This is a genomic window from Streptomyces sp. NPDC006335 (assembly GCF_040612795.1).
Classification (GTDB): Bacteria; Actinomycetota; Actinomycetes; order Streptomycetales; family Streptomycetaceae; genus Streptomyces.
This window is the reverse complement of the sequence record NZ_JBEXQX010000012.1, coordinates 184,454-202,158: the sequence shown is the minus strand read 5'-3', so window position 1 is coordinate 202,158 and position 17,705 is coordinate 184,454. Positions and strand designations below refer to the sequence as shown.

The 17,705-nt window shown below is 66.0% G+C and carries 13 protein-coding genes; 4 read left to right on the top strand and 9 right to left on the bottom strand.

The window, feature by feature from the left end:
- Window positions 1–661 precede the first annotated feature (661 nt).
- On the top strand, window positions 662–1,159 hold the full coding sequence (locus ABZ098_RS29845) for a hypothetical protein (RefSeq protein ID WP_356596365.1): 498 nt from the start codon (window positions 662–664) through the stop codon (window positions 1,157–1,159).
- A 271-nt stretch (window positions 1,160–1,430) separates the two neighbouring features.
- Window positions 1,431–2,438: a restriction endonuclease gene (locus tag ABZ098_RS29840; protein WP_356596363.1), complete on the top strand. Its 1,008-nt coding sequence runs from the start codon at window positions 1,431–1,433 to the stop codon at window positions 2,436–2,438.
- A 120-nt stretch (window positions 2,439–2,558) separates the two neighbouring features.
- Here the strand turns inward: ABZ098_RS29840 and ABZ098_RS29835 are convergent, their stop codons facing one another.
- From ABZ098_RS29835 to ABZ098_RS29820, 4 genes are all read right to left on the bottom strand, one after another.
- Window positions 2,559–5,708 carry a hypothetical protein gene (locus ABZ098_RS29835; protein ID WP_356596361.1) on the bottom strand — a complete coding sequence of 1,050 codons (3,150 nt, stop codon included), beginning with the start codon at window positions 5,706–5,708 and terminating at the stop codon, window positions 2,559–2,561.
- Entirely contained in the window at window positions 5,705–6,793 is a 1,089-nt protein-coding gene (locus ABZ098_RS29830; RefSeq protein WP_356596359.1) for a hypothetical protein, read from the bottom strand. Before ABZ098_RS29830 ends, ABZ098_RS29835 begins: the two co-directional genes overlap by 4 nt.
- Window positions 6,794–6,950: 157 nt before the next feature.
- Window positions 6,951–8,237: a hypothetical protein gene (locus ABZ098_RS29825; RefSeq protein WP_356596357.1), complete on the bottom strand. Its 1,287-nt coding sequence runs from the start codon at window positions 8,235–8,237 to the stop codon at window positions 6,951–6,953.
- Window positions 8,234–9,505, bottom strand: a complete 1,272-nt coding sequence (locus ABZ098_RS29820) for a Wadjet anti-phage system protein JetD domain-containing protein (protein WP_356596355.1) — start codon at window positions 9,503–9,505, stop codon at window positions 8,234–8,236. Before ABZ098_RS29820 ends, ABZ098_RS29825 begins: the two co-directional genes overlap by 4 nt.
- 640 nt (window positions 9,506–10,145) lie before the next feature.
- On the opposite strand from ABZ098_RS29820, the gene ABZ098_RS29815 reads away from it, so the two are divergent.
- Both ABZ098_RS29815 and ABZ098_RS29810 read left to right on the top strand, forming a co-directional pair.
- On the top strand, window positions 10,146–11,048 hold the full coding sequence (locus tag ABZ098_RS29815) for a restriction endonuclease (protein ID WP_356596353.1): 903 nt from the start codon (window positions 10,146–10,148) through the stop codon (window positions 11,046–11,048).
- A gap of 122 nt (window positions 11,049–11,170) precedes the next feature.
- On the top strand, window positions 11,171–11,347 hold the full coding sequence (locus ABZ098_RS29810; RefSeq protein ID WP_356596351.1) for a hypothetical protein: 177 nt from the start codon (window positions 11,171–11,173) through the stop codon (window positions 11,345–11,347).
- 186 nt (window positions 11,348–11,533) lie between these two features.
- Here ABZ098_RS29810 and ABZ098_RS29805 read toward each other — a convergent pair whose 3' ends face one another.
- The 5 genes from ABZ098_RS29805 to ABZ098_RS29785 form a co-directional block, all read right to left on the bottom strand.
- The gene (locus ABZ098_RS29805; RefSeq protein WP_356596349.1) at window positions 11,534–13,117 is read right to left on the bottom strand and encodes an integrase; all 1,584 of its coding nucleotides are present in this window, start codon (window positions 13,115–13,117) and stop codon (window positions 11,534–11,536) included.
- Window positions 13,118–13,467: 350 nt separating this feature from the next.
- On the bottom strand, window positions 13,468–14,259 hold the full coding sequence (locus ABZ098_RS29800) for a hypothetical protein (protein ID WP_356596347.1): 792 nt from the start codon (window positions 14,257–14,259) through the stop codon (window positions 13,468–13,470).
- The gene (locus tag ABZ098_RS29795) at window positions 14,243–15,670 is read right to left on the bottom strand and encodes a hypothetical protein (RefSeq protein ID WP_356596345.1); all 1,428 of its coding nucleotides are present in this window, start codon (window positions 15,668–15,670) and stop codon (window positions 14,243–14,245) included. Before ABZ098_RS29795 ends, ABZ098_RS29800 begins: the two co-directional genes overlap by 17 nt.
- Entirely contained in the window at window positions 15,613–16,296 is a 684-nt protein-coding gene (locus tag ABZ098_RS29790; RefSeq protein ID WP_356596343.1) for a hypothetical protein, read from the bottom strand. The genes ABZ098_RS29795 and ABZ098_RS29790 overlap by 58 nt, the downstream gene beginning before the upstream one ends.
- A 269-nt stretch (window positions 16,297–16,565) precedes the next feature.
- On the bottom strand, window positions 16,566–17,114 hold the full coding sequence (locus ABZ098_RS29785) for a hypothetical protein (protein WP_356596342.1): 549 nt from the start codon (window positions 17,112–17,114) through the stop codon (window positions 16,566–16,568).
- Window positions 17,115–17,705 lie beyond the last annotated feature (591 nt).

Here is a 17,705-nt window from a genome sequence, read left to right as displayed (position 1 = left end):
AGTGGCTCGGCACCCGGAAACCTCACCGGGTGAGATGCGGGGCGGGACACGAGCACGCGACCTATCCGACCAATGTCCTGGCCGGCAAGGGCATCTGCCGCACCTGCGCCCACCAGGGGCGTTCCCAGGAGGCCGAGGCAGCTTTCCGGGAACGGGTGGCTGAACTGGGCGGAATCGTGCTTGAGGAGGGCTGGCTTGGCAACCACGAGCCTCACCGTGCCCGTTGTGTCAACGGGCACGAATGCGCACCGCGACCGGCCCACGTACAGCAGGGCGAAGGAATCTGCTCCACGTGCGCCAGAAACAATAAGAAGGTGGCCGAAGGCGCCTTTCGGAGCGCTCTTGCAGTGGTAGGCGCATCACTCCTGGAACCGGTGTACCTCGGCGCAAACGAGCCGCACCGGGTTCGCTGCCCCAACGGGCATGAATGCCGCCCCAGGCCGGCCTTGGTGCGACGTGGCGCAGCCATCTGCCAAACCTGCACTGAGAGGGACCCAAAGATCGTCGAAGCGAAGTTCAGGGCCCGGGTCGCGGAGCGGGGGGTGTCGTCCTTGAGCCGCATTGGCTTGGAGCGACCACGCCGCATCGAGTCCGATGCGCCCAGGGCCACGTCAGTGCTCCATGGCCGTCCGCCGTCCAGCAGGGGCAGGGGATCTGCCGTGTGTGCGCCGGCAAGGACCCGAAGACCGCCGAGGCCGCCTTCCGTGAAAGGGTTGCCAAGCTCGGAGGAACGGTCCTTGAGCCCAAGTGGCTCGGCAATAACGCGCCGCATCAGGTGCGGTGCGCCAAGGGGCATACGGGAACGCCCACCCCAGGCAACGTCCGCGCGGGGTGCGGCATATGCCGCATCTGCGCAGGGAAGGCGTGGGACGTCTTCTACGTCGTCACGGATGACGTAAACGAGGTCGTTAAGTTCGGCATCACTTCCGGAAACCCGCGTCTACGCCTGTCTCACCACGAGCGTGACGGGCTTGACCAGATCGTTCGTCTGATGGAGGGCAATCCCGAGGCACGGAAGCTGGAAAACGCCTGTATAGCCGCCATGCGGGGCGCCGGAGAGAAACCCGTTCGGGGCCGCGAGTACTTCCACATTCGCACACTGGGAACCATTCTGGATCTCGTCGACGGCTGGACCGATGCAAACCGAGAGACAGCATGAATGAGCGCACCACCGGCTGCAGGTGATGCGAACGTGGGCGCAGCGGGGTGCGGCCTGTCCCGTAACGGATGTGACAGTTGAGGCGTCAGTTCTGCGCTATGGACTGCGGGTCGACTGGGATGAGGCTGCAGCCGCATCGCCCATCAGGCGAATCTTCAGAGACAATCGAGGATCACGTGCCCGCCGACGAAGAGGTAGGGGTTCCCTGCGCGCGTGGGCCTTTGACGGGAAGCCGTCCGGGGTTGTCAGTGGCCGCGTATACGCTCCCCTGGTGATCATTGAACGTGACGCTCGCGTTGTCCCTCCGCGCTACCCCGACCGCGACGTACGCAGAAGGATGGGCGACGCGTTGGGCAAGGCCGACGAAGCTGACCTGCTCGCTGCGTACTTGTGGGTGCAGGAAGTCTCGATCGGCCGCGAAGCCTGCACCCAGCTGCGAAGGCAAAGAGATGCCCTCTGTAGCAATCTTGAAAAGCTGGAGAAACTCAGGAGCGACTCGCACTTTCGCGGGCGCACCTGGGACTTCGCTCGGGCCGAACTTGATTTGGTCTTCGATGAGTTCATCAAGACGGTGAACGATGAGCTCGACCTCATCGGGCGCTGCTTGGAGCAAGCGAGTCTGGCCTTCGAGGAACTCAGCACGCTGCCCGAAGAAGATCTGTCCACGCGCTACGCTCCAGGCCGTGTCGACTCTCCGCTGAACACTATCGCCGAGCAGTGGGACGAGATCGCGCCCAGCACAGACCGCTTCGAAGCAATGAATCAATGGGCGCTGGCGGAAGCGGACCGTCTCGAAGCTGTTGATGACCGGAGGAACCTCTTCGCCCAGAGTCAGGAGAGCTACAGCCTGCGGCGCATCCAGGGTTTCGATGGCAAGGACTTCGAGCTTCTCGTCGCGTGGCTCACCCAGCGCGATGGGATGAAGGTGATCCGTCAGCACGGAGGGACCGGGGACCGTGGTGCGGACGTGATCTCTCAGACGCCTGACGGCCGGCGTGTGGTGGTGCAGTGCAAGCAGACCAGCAGGGCTGCCAAGCACATGGTGACCAGTACGAACGTCCAGACGTTCAATGGCACTGCTCGCCTTGAGCACAAAGCTGACATCGCGCTGATGGTTACCAACGGCATTTTCTCCGAGCCAGCGCGCGATTTCGCCAATGATCACGCGATCCACTTGATCGGTACAACGGAACTGGAGCGCTGGGCTACATGGGGAGACTCCCTGTACGAGGTCGTGGGCCTTTCGCAGGGAAGCTCCAGTGAGGCAGCAGCAGCCTGATCCTTCTGCTCTGGTACGGAAGGTCGATCACGCCGACCGCGCGTCCGACTTGGCCGTCCGCGAGGCAGGACCGGTCCTCGCTATGCCCGGCAGTAGGGTCGTGCTGCTGCCGGGTCGGTCTCAGCGCGTGAGTCGCCGGGTCAGTTGTTCGGCGGTGAGCTCCACTCGCCCGACCTGGGGGTCGAATCCGAACATGCGTGTGGGCCGGTTGAGGTATTCGGATTTTGACGGGTACTGGAAATAGAGGATCTGCCCGCATACAGGGGCTACGTCTCGCATGAGTGTGTCTTGGCACGTGCCCAGGACGGTGATGCCGTGAGCGGTGGCGACTTTGGTGATCGCGCTGAGCACTTCGCGTCGGTGTTCTTGGCCCAGGGAGTCGCCTAGTTCGTCCAGGACGAGCACTCGGCCTTGGGCGTGAGGGGCTGCCAGGAGAGCGGCGAGAACGAGGTGGATGGAGAAGAGCTTTTCCTGGGCGGTGTTGGTGACGGTGTCGTAGGCGAGCATCGGGCCGTTGGGGTTGCGTCGCCACCGTGGTGTGACGGAACAGCGCCAGCTGTGGTCGGTGTCCGTGGGCGGGTCGATCTGGTAGTGCAAGTCTGCGCCGAAGAGGCCGGCGTCGCGGTTCAGTTGGTCCAGGGCCGTGGTGATGTTGTCGAGGGCTCCGGCGACACGTTGGGCGATGACTTCCTGGGTGCGGCGGAGTTCCTCGGCGAGGCTCTCCACCGAACGGGAGATGAAGGCGTTCTCCTCAAGGCGCTCGGCACGCACCTTCTCTACGGTGGTGCGGATGTCGGCGTCGGCAGCCTCGTTGTCGGTGAGCCACTCGCTGAGTGCCTGGAGTGCGGAGTCGGCCTTCGCATCGGGGTCGGCGTCGTCGAGGCGGCTGGCGTGAGCGAGGGCGACGGTGGGGTAGCCACTGGTTGCCGCCCGAAGGGAGAGGGCGACCATGCAGCCGTCGACGGTCGCGTTAGCGGCCATGTGGAGTTGGGCGGCGGAGCGCCGTTCCCGGAGCGGTTCGCCGTGGGACGCCGCGGGTGGAAGTGGTGCTTCGGTGAGAAGCTGCGTGTACTGCGTGTGTAGCCAGTCTGCGGGCCAGTTCAGCAACGTACGGGCAGCTTCAGCGTCCAGCCCCAGGTCGGCTGCCGCGGCGCTGGCGCCGTCTCGTTCAATGACCGCCTCTTGTTCGCGGCGCTCACGGTCGCAATTTTGGAGCGTGATCTTCGTTTCCCGGACCCGCCGCTCGAGTTCTTCGATCCGTTGCTTTCGGCCACTGAGGGCCGTTTTGGCCATGGCCCAGGCGTCCACTGCCTCCTCAAGAAGGGTTGCGACCTGGGGAAGCGTGTGACGTCTGCGGGTGAGTCTGTCAGTGGCTTCGCTGTGGTCTTCCAGCAGTTGCGGCAGGGCTTCGAAGGCCTGGGCGCGCGTGAGTTCAGCCTCTGCCAAGGTGACGCGGCGTGCGAGATGCTCAAGGAGGTTCTCCGCTCTCTGCTGGCTGAGCAGGGCCTCGTCGTGACGGGCGCGCAGCTGGGCGCACAAGGCGTCCCGCCCGACGGTCGGATTGGGGAAGGATCCGACGATGTGGACGCCGAGGGCGTCGACGCTGGAGTGCGGCGGTTGTTGGGTCCATTGGGTCTGGGCGGCGAGCGCGTGCAGAAACTGACGTGCAGGTTCTGGCGCCGAGCGGACACCTTCCGGCCACGTGATCGCGTGGCAGGTGGGTGCGGTGGCGGTTGCGGTCCTGCCTGGATCCTCGGTGATCAGGACGGCGCCGGGCAGAGCGGTCAGTGCTGTGAGAGCGGCGGACAGGTCGGCATGTGCTACGCAGACGGCGTCGCGCCACGGGTGAAGGGCGGCTTCCCACCTGTCCCGCATCTGGTCGTCGAGGTCGATCTGATCGAGCAGGCCGACGGCGGTGATGTCCTCCTCGGCGGCCAGCACGTGCAGGACCTCTCCGACGAGTCCTGCTTGTCCCTGCTCGGCTTTGCTGAGTTGGTCTGCGTAGTTGAGGGTGTCACGTTGGGCGATGCCGCGGTTGATCTCCGCTTCTGCCGTCTGCTGGGCGAGCAGCGTCAGCTGTTCCTGGAGCGCGGCCGCGGATTCGCCGGCATGGGCAGCGCTGAAGGTCCGGGCCTCGTCCAGTACCTTTTGCGCCTTGGCGAGTTCTTCTACCAGGCGGCGTTCTTCGGTCTGTGCGTTGGTCAAGTCGGTGAGGCATTGGTTCTTGCTCTGCTCTGCTGTTTCGCAGGCCTGCTCGAGTCCGGTGAGGTTGGAGGCGTCAGTCTTCTGAGCCTCCAGGTCTCCCAGAAGATCGGTCGTCGTCTTGAGGGTTGCCGCGGTCTGGGGCAGGAGGATCTCGGCACTGCGCAGCTGTGCGGTTTCGTCCAGCAGGATGCGGGCCAGGGCGGCGCGGCGGTCTGCTTCGGCGCTGCCGATCTTGCGGCGGAGTTCGTCTCGGGCCTCTGCCTCGCGGAGCATGGTGTCCTCCCGGGCGAGTGCCTGTTCGTGCCGTTGAAGGGCCTTGGCGTACTTGTCTCGCTTGTCGTCCAGTGCCTTGCGCTGCCCTTTGTCGTGTTCGAGCAGGCTGGAGCGGCCGGACAGGGTGATCAGGGCATCCCCGATGTGGTCGGGTGAGTAGGTGCCGGCTTCGAGCTTGAGCAGGGAGGGCCGTGAGCGTACCTGCCCGCGGGACGCCACGTAGGCCAGTACCTTCGGCGATCGGCCGTAAAGCTGGTTGGCGTATTCGCCGGAGCCCAGTGCCTCAACGCCGAGTTGCTGGTAGAAGGCCGGTGCTGCGCGGTGACGCTCGTCGTCGGTTCCGTCGGTGAGCAGGTGGACGCCGGGATGGTGGCGTACTTGCACATGGGGTGAGTCGTTGCTGATCTGCAGCCAGACGCTGTGCGGGCGGCTGCCGTCGGATTCTGCGAAGACGCCGGCGATGTAGCCACGGTCGGCTGCGTCGACCAGCTGGGTGGAGGCCCCGGCGATGACGGGTTCGAAGAGCAGGTTGACGGTATTGGCTGTGCCGTTGCTGGTGATCTGCCACTCGGGGTCGCCCAGGAGCAGCGCCACGGCGGCGAGGAAGCTGGTCTTGCCTGACTCATTGGAGTCTTTGGGGCCTCGGCCTGTCACGGCGATGAAGGTGCCGGGAATCAGTGCCACCGGGTCGCTGGTGAGCCGGGCGATGGCGAAGGTCTGGACGGCGACCAGTTGCCGGCTGCCGATGATGCCGGTGGACAGCTGGCTGTCAGGGCCGGTCGGGATGGTCACGGGTGCTCCTGGGACGGGGCGGTGGGGCGGGCGGCCTGGCGCCGCCGTGCGATGGCGCGAGCGAGGTGGCCGTCGGGCCGGCCGGCGAGGATGAGGTCCTCCCACAGAGCGGCGATGCTGGGTTCGCTCAGGCGTTGCAGGCACGGGCCGGGGACGTAGTTTCCTTGGCCTGCGGTGTCGAGCATCCCTGCCGCGGTCAGGGTGCGCAGGGCCTCGCGGATCGTGGTTTTGGTCAGCGTGCGGTTGCGGGCGAGTTCGCGCAGGGCGACGGAATGCTGGGTGGCGTTCCATTGCGGGTGCGCGTGGCGCCCCTGGGCTCGTGGCAGAGCGACGGTGTGCAGGAGGACCAGGGCGAGGACGGTTCGCTCGGCCGGGCTCAGGGTGCCGATCCCGGCCGCGGCGAGTGCTTCGGCGACCGGGTCTGGGTATCCGGTGGTCCAGGTGCCCTGGGGTGTGCGGATGAGTGTGCGGCCGATGTCAGCCAAGGCCACCTGGACGTGGGCACGGATGTCGGAGTCGTTGAGTGCCAGCAGGTCGCGTGGGGGCAATGGGCCTCGTGCGGTTTCCAGGGCAGTGATGATGCTGCGGCTGATGTGCTCGCTGCTGTGTTGAGCTTCGTCGGGCAGTGTGAGTTCGTGCGGCGAGGTAGCAGTGTCCGGATCGTCAGCGTGCGCCTGTGGGGGATGGGGTGAGGAGTGCGCGGTGTGCTGCTGATAGGGGTCAGGCAGCCGGTGGTGGCCTCTGCGGAGCGCGGCGATGGTGGGACCGGGCAGCGTGGCCACAGCGGGCCCCAGATGCAGCATCGGGCCGACCGCCACGATGAGACCGTGCCCGGGCAGTAGGCGCTCCAGAGCGGTGGAGACGCTTTTGGAATCCGCGCCCAGGTGCGCGCAAGCGGTCTCGATCAGCTGGGCGGAAAAGGGCTGACCGGGGTAGTGCGGCAGCGTGGGATCGGGCCATGCGGCCTTCAGGCACAAAGCCCAGACCAGGGTGGGGATACGGGCCAGAGCGGCGGGAGCTTGGTCCCCCAGTTCCTCGATGTCCGGGGCGCTGCCAGCGGGCCACCCCAGCCTCAGAGTCATCATGCTCTCCCCGGCGGCCCGGAGCTGCAGCACGGTCCGGCCCGCTCTTTGGGCGGCATCAGCGGTTTCCTTGAGCAGGGCTGCACTGCGGGGGGCGGCGACTGATCCCGCGGCGCGGATGGCGGCCAGCAGGAGTGCGGACCGGGACGGTGGGACGCTGTCACCAGTCACGGTCGTGGCCTCCCGTGTCGCCCGCCGCGTCGCCTCCGGCGTGGAGGGTGATGTCGTGGAGGTAGGTGACCTTGGCGGCGGGATCGACGCGTACCGGCACGGCGATCTCGATGTGGCAGTCGACGAGGGGATCTGCATCGGCTGCCAGGATTTCGACCAGCAGTCGCCCGGCTCCGGGCCAGCCTCGTGCTTCGAGTACGTCGGCAAGGTCTGTGTGCTGCTGCCCGCCGAGGAGATCCTCCAGGAGGATCTCCTGGCGGAGGATCTCGTGCTGGGTAGCGTCGTCCAGGGCGGTGAAGGAATCGGCGTCGTCATCGGGTGTCGGCTGGGGCAGGGCAGGACGCGGTCGTGGCGGCCGCTGCGGGGTGTACGAGGCTGCGGTGTCGATCACGTGCTGGCCGTCGATCCACACCGGGGGTGTGTCGGCGACGAGGAACTCGCCGAAGTGTCCGAGCCGGTCGACGCCGGCGGTCTTGGCGAGGTGGAGGTACTCGGCGGGGGTGAGGACGTCCAGGTTGAGGCTTCCGCCGCCGTGCTCCAGGATTTTGTCGATGGCCGCGAGGAGTTGTTCGCGGTAGAACTGTGCGGCCTCGATCAGCGCGGTGGCCGCGTCCTCCAGGACGAGGTCGCCGGAGAAGGCCCGGGTGACCAGCTCGTTCAGGTCTGTCACCTGGCGGGAGAAGTCGGTGTGGTCGTGCTGGCGCTGGGCGTTTATGAGTTCTGCGGGCGTGGCCATGATGACCTGCCGCTGCAGGTCCAGTGCGAAGACCGTCAGTCCGTGCCGACATGTGCGCAGCGCTTGCAGCACGGGAGTGGGATCTGGGTCGTCTCGTTCCAGCAGCTCGCGTGTACGGTCCAGCAGCCCGATGAGTTCGTCGACTCCCCCGTGCAGGGCGAGGCGTTCGGCGGCGATGGCGCCGGCAAGGCCAGCGGGGCGCATGACGTAGCGGTCCTGGTGCTTCTTGAGTACGTAGGGCTCCAGGAAACTCATGTCGATCATCAGCGACAGCCGTGAATCCAGGACGGCTGAGGGCCACCCCCTCCCGCCAGGTCCCAGATGCTCCCGCATCTGGTTTCGGGTCAGTCCGCTGGAGGCGGCATGTTCGGCGAACACTGCGACGACGTCCGCGGCCAGACGGACCAGTTCCGGGTCCTTCACCAATGCCTCGCGGTGGGCTGCCAACGGTGCGAAGAATGCACGCCAGTTCATCAGCCGTTGACCGGGGGCGAGGAGCACCTGGTCCTGTTCGTCCAAGGGCAGCTGGCCGCTGGTCACCGTGTCTTCTCCTGGCTCGGGTGGGCGGGCCCAGGTACGGGCAAGTGGAGGAAGCGCTCCAGCAGCTCGGGCAGACGGGGGAGAACGGAGGGGTAGAGCGTCTCTTGCTCTCGTGACTCCCCGCTCTCGGCGACGGCGAGGGCCAGCTCGCGCAGGGGGCCCGTCACGCGCTGTGCCAGGTCCGCGGCGTGTTCGGCGTCAAGGGCCTTGTCTTGCTCAGGATTCTTACGCCGCCGGTAAGGGCCTTCGCGCCACAGGTCCACGTCCATTCCGACGGCGTGCACCGGTGTGCCGAGCCGACGGGACAGGTCATGGATGATGCCGATGCCATCGGCGTCCAGATCACACCAGGCGACGATCGGCCTGGGCTGCAGCCACTGGAGGAACGTGACGAGCTGATCGCGTGCGTAGCCGGCGCCCCAGACACACAGCCAGTGTTCAGTCAGCTCCGGCAGTCTGCGGCACACGGCTCCGAAGGTGTCGGAGTTCTCGATCACCAGAACACCGCGGGCACTGCACTGGGCCTGGCCGATCACTCGGATGCCCTGCGAGGGCAGTCCGACCCAGGGCTGGGCGACCGCGGCGTCTGCGGCGACCTCGCCGATGTGCCACGACAGAGGCCCCTTCACCCGAAGGTCGGTGTCTTCTTCACGGACTGCGTCCTCGAAGTCCATCCCGATGAGGTTGGCAAACCCGACCTGTTGCTGCGCCGTCCACGTCTTGGAGCCGCCCAGCGCGTGCGCGGCCAGCTGCTTCAAGGTCACTTCTTTCTCACCTTGACCACGCAGCTCCCACCACTGCGCTGCGGCCCGGACCGCGGCCTCGTAGACCGACCACGCCGCCGTCCGGACGCGGCTTCCAGCGGGAACGACCAGCCCCGCTACTTCGGGGACTGCGGCAAGAATCTGGCGCTCCTGCGCGAGCTGTTCAACCGGTTCCATCACCTGCAGTAGCTCGCGGCGCGCACGGCGCGGATCTCGGGCGCCACGCAGTTCCGCCAGGCGATCTTCCGCCTGCTCCTGCCAGGCCTGAGTCAACGTCCAGCGCACGGGGCGACCCAGGTGGAGCAATTCGTCGACCTCGCAACGCAACACCACCGCCCCGCAGCGGACCAGGTCGGCCGTCACCTCGAAGGCGTGCCCGCCGAACCGCTTGACGACGGAGGACCATTCGCGTCGACCGGAGTCCAGGACCCACACCAGGTGCGACGGCGACAGCCCTTCGGGCGCTCCGAACAGGGGCACTTCGCCGACTGGAACCAAGTCCACCCGCGTGACGTTCAGTTTGCGCCGTCGGTCGCGTGGCAGTCTGTCCTGTCCGTCTCGCCGAGTCGGGACTGTGACGGCACGCAGTCCCTCCGGAACTCCCTCAAGTACGACCGGCACCCGCCCGAACGATTCTCCGAAGAGCAGTCCGCCCCCGGTGCGCGCGGCGACTCCCACAGGTCTCTCCCCCCGGCCGTGGCCTTCGTCAGCAACCCTGTCTCGCTAGGCCCCCCGGCTCGATGCGGCAGGGTGCTGGCCAACAGCGGCTTGTGCCCCATCGAGGCTATCGGTGCACTGAATACAGGACAGACCACATGAGTTGAGGCCTACATCACTTCTCGGGAATGTCATGATCACGTTGTTCGAACGGCAATCCATGCCCATTGATCAGCCACTTGCCCCATCGAACCCGTCCGCCTGAGCGCAACCGCACGCCCCCACCGGGTCACGCGGCGACCCGAGGCCAGCCGACCGTCACGCTCAATAACAAATCAATAACCAGATGGGGCGCACATGTGCACCTTTCGCACCGATTTAACCTAAATCATCGACATGGAATGGGCCTCACGTGAGCTTCCTGCCGAGGAAACCAGGGTCGAATACCAACCTGGTTTAGTTACCCTCTGTACTGGGAGGTGAGGGCATGACCGATGCAGAGCTGGTAGTGGGCGAGGAACTGACGCGGCGCGAACTGCACCGGCGTTTCGGCGGGACCCCGCAGGGAGGCATCGCTCCCTCCTCAGCGTCGCGGATGGTCATGCTTTTCACCATGGACAGTTCGCCCGCCTCGGACTACACGGGGTGGGGCAACGACGGGACCTTCCACTTCATGGGGCAGGGCGCCCGCGGCAACCAGACGATGACACAGGGGAACCGCTCCCTCCTGCGCCACGAAGAAGACAACCGCACGCTGCATGTGTTCCACCGGCTCCCGAATCGGCAGACCGACGGGGCTCCGCTGTATCGCCACCTGGGACGCTTCCGCCTGGACGACGAGACGCCGTACTACTCCGCGGACGCCCCGGACGAGGAGGGGGCCAACCGCAACGTGATCATCTTTCGTCTTCGGCCCGTCGGTGCAATCGCCGATGGGGGCCCGCAGCTCCCCAGGACGCCAGCAACGACGGTGCGCATCGTCGAACTGCAGCCGACTTACCAAGCCAGGCACACCTCGGAGATTCGCCCGTCGCGTGCGCACACCGAAGCACAGCTGGTAGATAGCTACGCCGCGCATCTGCGGGCATCGGGGCGCAGCCTCACCCAAACTCAGCTGACACTGGCCGGCGAGACCACGCCCTACCGGGTGGATCTCCTCGACTCCACGGAGAACCGGCTGATCGAGGCGAAGGGGAGCGCAACCCGGACTGCTGTCCGTGAGGCGATCGGGAAGCTGCTGGACTTCCGTCGGTTCTTTAACCCCACGCCGACCCTCGCGGTACTCCTGCCCTCGCAGCCGCGAGAGGACTTGCTCGATCTCTGTGCGTCCCTGTGCATCGAGGTCGTATGGCCACGCGAAGACGGAGGTTTCGTATCGACCCATGACTGACGGTCGGGATGAAATCGCACGGGCATGCGATGCCATCCCGACCGCCCTCCCGGTCTCACAGGGTTCCTAGTCGCTGTGAGTAACCGCACCCATGTCCAGCATTGAACAGGAGCTTCTCCAGTATGTCCGATAGCGGCACCACCGCCGAAGGCAATCCCGGAACCGATCCGGCGACCATCTACATGTACAGCAGCGCGCTGCTGGCCGGAGTCGTGCTGATCATCTTCGGGCACACCACCCCGCTGGAAGCCTCGGGGTACGTCTCCCCCTTCCTCGTCCCTTTCGAGCAGAGGCGATAGCGGTCCGCGACGGCCGCTCTCCCGAGAGCGGCCGTCGCACCTGTCCCGGGATCGGCTGGCGAGGGAGTCCGCTGACCGGCTTAGCAACTGACGGACGCCTTGGGCCTCCGCAGCGGCGGCCACTTCTCTCACCGTCCGGCATGCTCACGTCCTCTATAAGCGTGACTGCCAACGAATCAGCTGTGTTTAGACGGGCTCCAGTAGATCGACCACGGAGAGTCCGGTTTCGCCGTTGACAAGCTGGAGGGCGACCTCGGCCCGGGCCGCAAGGTCTAGAGGGGCGAGGTCCTCGGCGTACGCAGCGTGCACGATGCGGTCCAGGCCTGCACCTACCAGCGGCGCGGCGGTGCGAAGCGACGCCTCCAGTGCCACGCCCTGGGTGGCGCCGCCGTGCAGGATGATGTTCCGGGTGCGGTACAAGCGCCGCAGCGCGATCCGAAAGGCTCCCGCGACGTCGTTCAGAACTGGTCGGGGGTCTTGGACCAGGTCGGCCATGCGTTGGACAGCGGGGTTGTCGGAGTATTTGGTGGGCGTCCGGGTGAAGTCCAGTGCCCCGGCTCCTGTGGTGCGCAACGCCTCGGCGACCAGCCTGGCGCGTTCCTGATTCGTCGTGCAGGCCGCGATTGCATGGGTGAGGTCATCTGCTTCCCGGGGCTTGTGTCGGTGTGCGAGGGCGGTGAGTTCAGCCCGGGGCCAGGAGCAGGCGATGATGGCCGCCATCCGGTCGGCTGCCACCGCTTTGCCCGAGCGCTCGTTCTCTTTGGGATCGTCCGGATGCGAAAGCAGCGATTCCACAGCGGCCCAGGCCCCGGCGACAGCCGGAGCCATCGGACCACGGTTGACCGCGGCCGCGAGTTCTAGCGCATCGTCGATCCGGCTGCGCTGGCTTGTGATTCGGTAGAGGTGTCCCTCGTTGACCAGCGTCAGGACGTCCGCGCCCCGAGCCGGGGGTTCGAGCGGGACAGGCTTCGGGTGACCCGCGACCCAGATATACGGGAGAGGCTCTACACCGCCCCGGTCCCTGCGCAGGAACTGGGCGCGTGCGGTCATGCGCTCCACCAGCTGCCGTGCCTGCTCGGCGGCGCTGAAGGGGTCGCGGGCCTGGACCTGGTAGATGAACCCGCCTCCGGGGCGGACACCCGATGTGTCGTGGCCGTGCTCGCGCAGCCAGCTCACGACCTTGCCTTTGCCCAGCCAGTTTTCAAGCGGCTCTGCCAGCTCCCGCCGGGGCACCTTCTCCAGCACCACCAGCACCTCGAACATGCTGGCCGGGGTCCTGGCGAGTTCTGCGGAGCTGTCTGCGATATCTGCCGTGGTTGCGCGAGCCTGATAAAGATCATTCGCCCATGCCTTCAGGTGGCTGGCGCTATATCCCAGGTCCAGGAGGTGAGAGGCGACAGTGCGGGAGTAGCGCTCCGGCTTGACGCGCTCCTCGACGGGAACATTCACGGCGACTGCCCAGCGTTCCAGGTAGCCGGCCCGCACGTGGCCGATGATCTCCTTGAACCGGCGGCGGGCGGGGCTCGGATCCGGCAGCGACTTTTTCAGCAGCTCGGTGAGCTCCTTGCGCAGCTCCCTGTCACCAAGGCCTCGATCGGGACCGATCAAGGCGTTGAGCTCATTACGCTGCCAGTCACACGCGGTCTGTGAGAGCACTCCGTGGGCCTGCCAGTAGCCCGCCTCCCACAATTCTTCCAGAGCCAGCACGGACCCTATGTCCCACAGTCGACGCGCCCACGGTGTGCCTTCGTCAGTGAAGTAGTCCGCCATCCGGGCTAACACGTGCCGGGCGTAGGGCTCCGAAGCGGGGGGCGATGCCATCGCAGCACCCTAGCCGATCACTACACTGCGCCCTGCACATCTAGAAAAGTCCGTGCTACATTGGCAGCAGACTTAAAGGGGCACTCGCCGTTCTGCGGCCACTGCCCCTTTCTTCTTTTTCTTCCCAGACGACTCCCCTGCACTCCAGGGCATGTCCGGCTGGGACGGCTTCTGGGACCGGCAGACACTACGCAACACCATCCGAGGCTGGCTACGCGCGGTGACTGAGCACACCGCAGTGGTCGTGGCATCCGCGCTCCGTGCTCACCCCGGCACCCATCAGTGACCATTGGAGCACCTCACGCGCCGAGGCGCGGTCCGCCTGGCGCACTGTCTGGGAGGTGTCCGTTGGCGGACTGGATCTGCGGTGAGAGGGCGCTCAGACGGTCGGCAAGTTCTGGCTGGTCATAGCGGGTGAAAATCTGGGCGAGGCTGTCGACGAGGTTCACGCGGGCGGGCGTGGGGAGGCCCTGCACGAAGGTGTGGAGCAGGTGAGCAACTTGGACCCAGGCGGTATGTGGGGCGTAGGCCGTGATTTCTCGTGTCAGCTGACTCAGGGCGTCGATGGTGTTTCGGTCGGCGGCTTCGGGTTGGCGGATGAGCCAATAGGCGAGCGCCATGGTAGGCGTCGTGGACAGGGCTCGGTGCAGCTCTTCTGCCTGGTATTGGCGTTGGCGGTTGGCATGTTCGTTCTGGGCCTCGTCGTGCATCTGGCGTTGGAGGCAGACAATCGCGTCGATGTCTGAGCTGTCAGCTGTCAGGTGCACCTGGGCCCACAGGAGGCGGACGGGAGCATCGTCGAGGTCGTGTGAGGTGCCCAGTCGGCTGTTGATGTGGGTTTGGGCAGTCTGGTGTTCCGTAAGGGGATACAGGCCGCTCACGGTGCGGGCCGTTTCTAGGGCGTAGTGGGTGGCTGCCGCACGGGGGTCGTGGTGTTGCCGGGCGGCGGGTGTTTCCTCCCATCGTCCCGTCAGGTGTGCATGGAAGTTGTAGCCGGGGGCGTTACTGGGCAGCGCGTACATGCTGTCGCTGTCGGTGAGCTTGCCGGCCCGCGGGGCGGGCCAGCCGGCTCGGTCACGGTCGCGGCGCATGGGCGTCAGGGGGTGCGGCGGGGTCTTCGGCCCTCAGGCGGGTCAACAGCTGGTCGCGCAGCTGGGTGGCGTCGCTGGGTTGTTGCGAGGGTGGTGCGGGGGTCCAACTGTAGAGAAGGTTCTGCATGGCGATCATGCGTGGTGCGCTGTAGTGGGGGTCGGTGGGACGGTGTACGGCGTGCAGGAAGATCTGCTGAATGGTGGGGCTGAAGTCGGGCGTGTCCAGTGCGGTCTGCATCCAGTACGCGAATGCCTGGGCCACGATCGGGGACCAGGCGTTCGTGGGCAGGGCGCTGCGCCACATGTCGGTCAGCCACTCAGTCGTGATCTGTGAGTCGGTCAGCAGGGCTGGCCCGTTGGGCGTGCGGCGGGTGGCGAGGTGGGCGAAGGTGCTTTGCGCCGCCGACTGCTGGGGCTTGCGGTGGTCCCCAGCCCACTGGGTGAGCTGCTTATGGATGGCCGATCGTTGGTCGTCCTGGTCCCACAAGACGTTGAGCGCCTGACTGATGGCTGCGGTGACCTTGTCGCTGTGCACGGCGTCCTGGTGTGCGGGGGTGGCCAGTTCAGCGATTCTGCTCAGCATGCTGGTCGGGTAGATGCTGGCAAGGCGCTGGGAGGCCCGGATGAGGACGACTTTGAAGTCGGTGCCGAGCGTGTCCGTCTCTTTGGCCCATCTCCGGTAGGCGCTGCGGGCCAGAGCGCCGGCGTGGTCGTCGATTGCGGCGAGTACCAGCAGGTCGCATGCGGCGTCGGCGTAGGAGGAGGACCATTGTGCGGCCAGCGAGCGCAGGAGGCTCGTCCTGCGGTGGCGCGCGGTGTAGTGCACGGTCCAGTGGCTGACTCGCTGGGCCAGTGGTGCGGCCAGGTCTGCTTCGCCCAGGGTGGTGACTTGGGCGGCGGTCCAGCGGGTGAACTCCTCCAGAAGGTGAGGGCGGTCGTCGAGGAAGTAGTCGACGACTGCTTCGGCGTAGTTGTGGTACCGGAAGCGGATGGTGCCGTCGGGCTGCAGGTCGGCGTTGGCTGTGTGTGTCAGTGCGACGACCCCCAGCCCCTGCTGGCCGCTGCGGGGCTCGGGCGTCTCTTTGAGTGCCGTGGCCAGGCTGGCGGATGCCTCGTAGATCTTGTCCGAGCTCGCGCCCTCCAGTACAGCGGCCGCCAGGAGATAGTTGCGGTAGGCGCTGTCGCTATGGGTGTTGTGCCAGTTGAGAAGTTCGGTGCGCCAGTCTTCAGCGGCCTTGACCACCTCAAGGACCAAGCCCTTGAAGTAGTCGGTGTCGGGCGACGCGTCGGATGCCGGGCGGCCGTTGCGGCGTTCGATGTCCTCGGTAGTGATGATGGCATTCGCCCAGGCGGCTACTTGCGTCGGCAGAAGGGAGTCGAGGCTCCTACTGATGGGCTCGGTGCGAGCCATTTGTCGATTTTTATGGCGAACGGAGCATGTTTCAGCTGCTTGCGCAGGATGTCCTTGCGTGGTGGCCCTTCCAGTGGCCTGGCGATTTCCGTCGCTCCCTGACCGCATTTGGCCCAGGCCGTGGTGCTCATCAGGACGACGAGACAGGATCCCTCGGGCAGCCGGTCTGCGTCCTCGACCAGTTCGCGGCCGAAGCCGGCTGGGGGCTGTTCCGCGCGCAGGTCCAGGATCCATCCGGTCTTGGTCTCTTGCAGTCCAGCCGTGTGGAACGCTTCATCTGGTTCCCGGCGCACTTGGCGGATGTTCTCGCCAACACGACGGCGCAGTACGTCCAGGGCGGTGCTGAAGCGGCCACTGCCGTCTGCTCCCGTCAGGACGACGACCGGCCATTGGTCCAGGATCTTGTGTATGGCCTGGTCGTCGTCTTCGTGGCGGACGTAGGTCTTCAGCTGTGCAGCGACTTCCGCGGGAGGGAGTGTGACGCCTCGCAGCCGGCGGAATCCCTGCTCGATGAGAGTGCCGATGACCGTGCCGCGGTTTGTGCCGATGCGCTGGCTGACCTGTCCGGTCCAGGTGGGCTCGGTGATCTCATCGTGGAGGTCGGTGTCTTCGGAGCCGCCGTCCACTTCAGGGGCTCCTTGTTGCGCGGGAACGTCCGACTTCTCCGGGATGTGGGGTGTCGGGACGTCTTCGGGGAAGCCGGGGACAGGGGAGGCTTCATGCTCGCCGGGTTCGGATGCTTTGGATGACCCCGTGGTTGGGTCAGGAGCAGGGCCCGAGACGAGGTGTGGTGCAGGGGATGAGGCAGTGGCCGGGGGTGCGTCCGGGGTTTGCGGCGAGGCGGCACTGGAGGTCACAGGAAGTCCTTCTGGAGGCTGGCACGGGAAGTGACGGTTCAGTCCTTAGGTCGCCTGGCAGGGCTTCCGATGTTCCGGGCACGCATGCCGGTGACTGTGGCCCCTTCGGCGACCGTGGTGATGTCCTGGTCTGTCTCCGCGTATCCACTGATGGTTTCGTCGGCATGCATACCGGTGACGTGGCCGCGCACGGTGTCAATCTTCTGCCGCGAGAACGGACCAGAAGGCTGCCGGTCCTCCTCACCCTGGAACGTCAGCCGCTGTCCGTAGAGCCCCTCTAGCCTGCCGCGCAGCCGCCCCAGTACCCGTAGCAGCTCGGGATTGCCCACGTCGACGGGCGACTCACCGCGGTGGTACGAGCCGAGAGCATCGCGCAGCAGTTCCAGCTCTCCCCGATGCGTCGCGAGTTGCTCCTCATCGGCGGTCAGAGGCAGGGCCAACTCGCCTCGCAGCGGCACTGGTGCCGTCAAGTCGGCCTCAGGTGCGCCATGCCCGTCCAGAAGGTTCGCAAGACGCTGGTAGAGGAACGTGAACGTGGCCGGCAGCCCGGCACCGAGCAACGCGGATAGAGCACTGAAGTCAGACATGAACTCCCCCTGGCTCGCGTCGATTCATGCCAGAAATTCTCGCTCGCACTCCAACGGCGAAATCACCTCTTTGAAAACGTGACCGAAAGACATCCAATCCCCCTCTGTCACACATGTTTCTCCCGTATCAGGAGTCACTTAAGCGCGAACGCTAATGACTTCACGTCTCGTATTCGCGGCCCGGTTCTGCGTCCGGTTGCCCGTGTACAGGTCCGGTGTCACGTCCGGCTCCTGGACTCTGCGGCGGGAGGTGTCCGTGTAGCCGGTAGACCAACTCATCAGGGTGCCTGGCCAGGCGTTCTCGGCGCCACGCAACATCGAAGGAGAGCCGTCCACGACTACGGGCCACCGCCCAGGCGGCACGGCCACTGGTGACGGGGGACAGCAGTAATCGCGCGAGAGTCAGACGCATGCCATTCAGCGTGACCGCTCAGATTGCGGCCGACTGACGCTTTTCTCGCACTCTTGCGACGCAGAACGCGCCCGCATCACGAACCAGACATCGGAATATTGGCGAGCAAGGGCCTTCCCTCTTAAGGCCTGCATACTCCAGTTCCTTCCAGGCAGAGCCGCACTCCCCCTGACATCGCA

Coding starts and splice junctions, on each gene's coding strand:
- ABZ098_RS29785 (WP_356596342.1), bottom strand. CDS start 17,114: ATGTCTGACTTCAGTGCTCTATCCGCGTTGCTCGGTGCCGGGCTGCCG.
- ABZ098_RS29805 (WP_356596349.1), bottom strand. CDS start 13,117: ATGGCGGACTACTTCACTGACGAAGGCACACCGTGGGCGCGTCGACTG.
- ABZ098_RS29800 (WP_356596347.1), bottom strand. CDS start 14,259: ATGCGCCGCGACCGTGACCGAGCCGGCTGGCCCGCCCCGCGGGCCGGC.
- ABZ098_RS29815 (WP_356596353.1), top strand. CDS start 10,146: ATGACCGATGCAGAGCTGGTAGTGGGCGAGGAACTGACGCGGCGCGAA.
- ABZ098_RS29795 (WP_356596345.1), bottom strand. CDS start 15,670: ATGGCTCGCACCGAGCCCATCAGTAGGAGCCTCGACTCCCTTCTGCCG.
- ABZ098_RS29810 (WP_356596351.1), top strand. CDS start 11,171: ATGTCCGATAGCGGCACCACCGCCGAAGGCAATCCCGGAACCGATCCG.
- ABZ098_RS29830 (WP_356596359.1), bottom strand. CDS start 6,793: ATGATGACTCTGAGGCTGGGGTGGCCCGCTGGCAGCGCCCCGGACATC.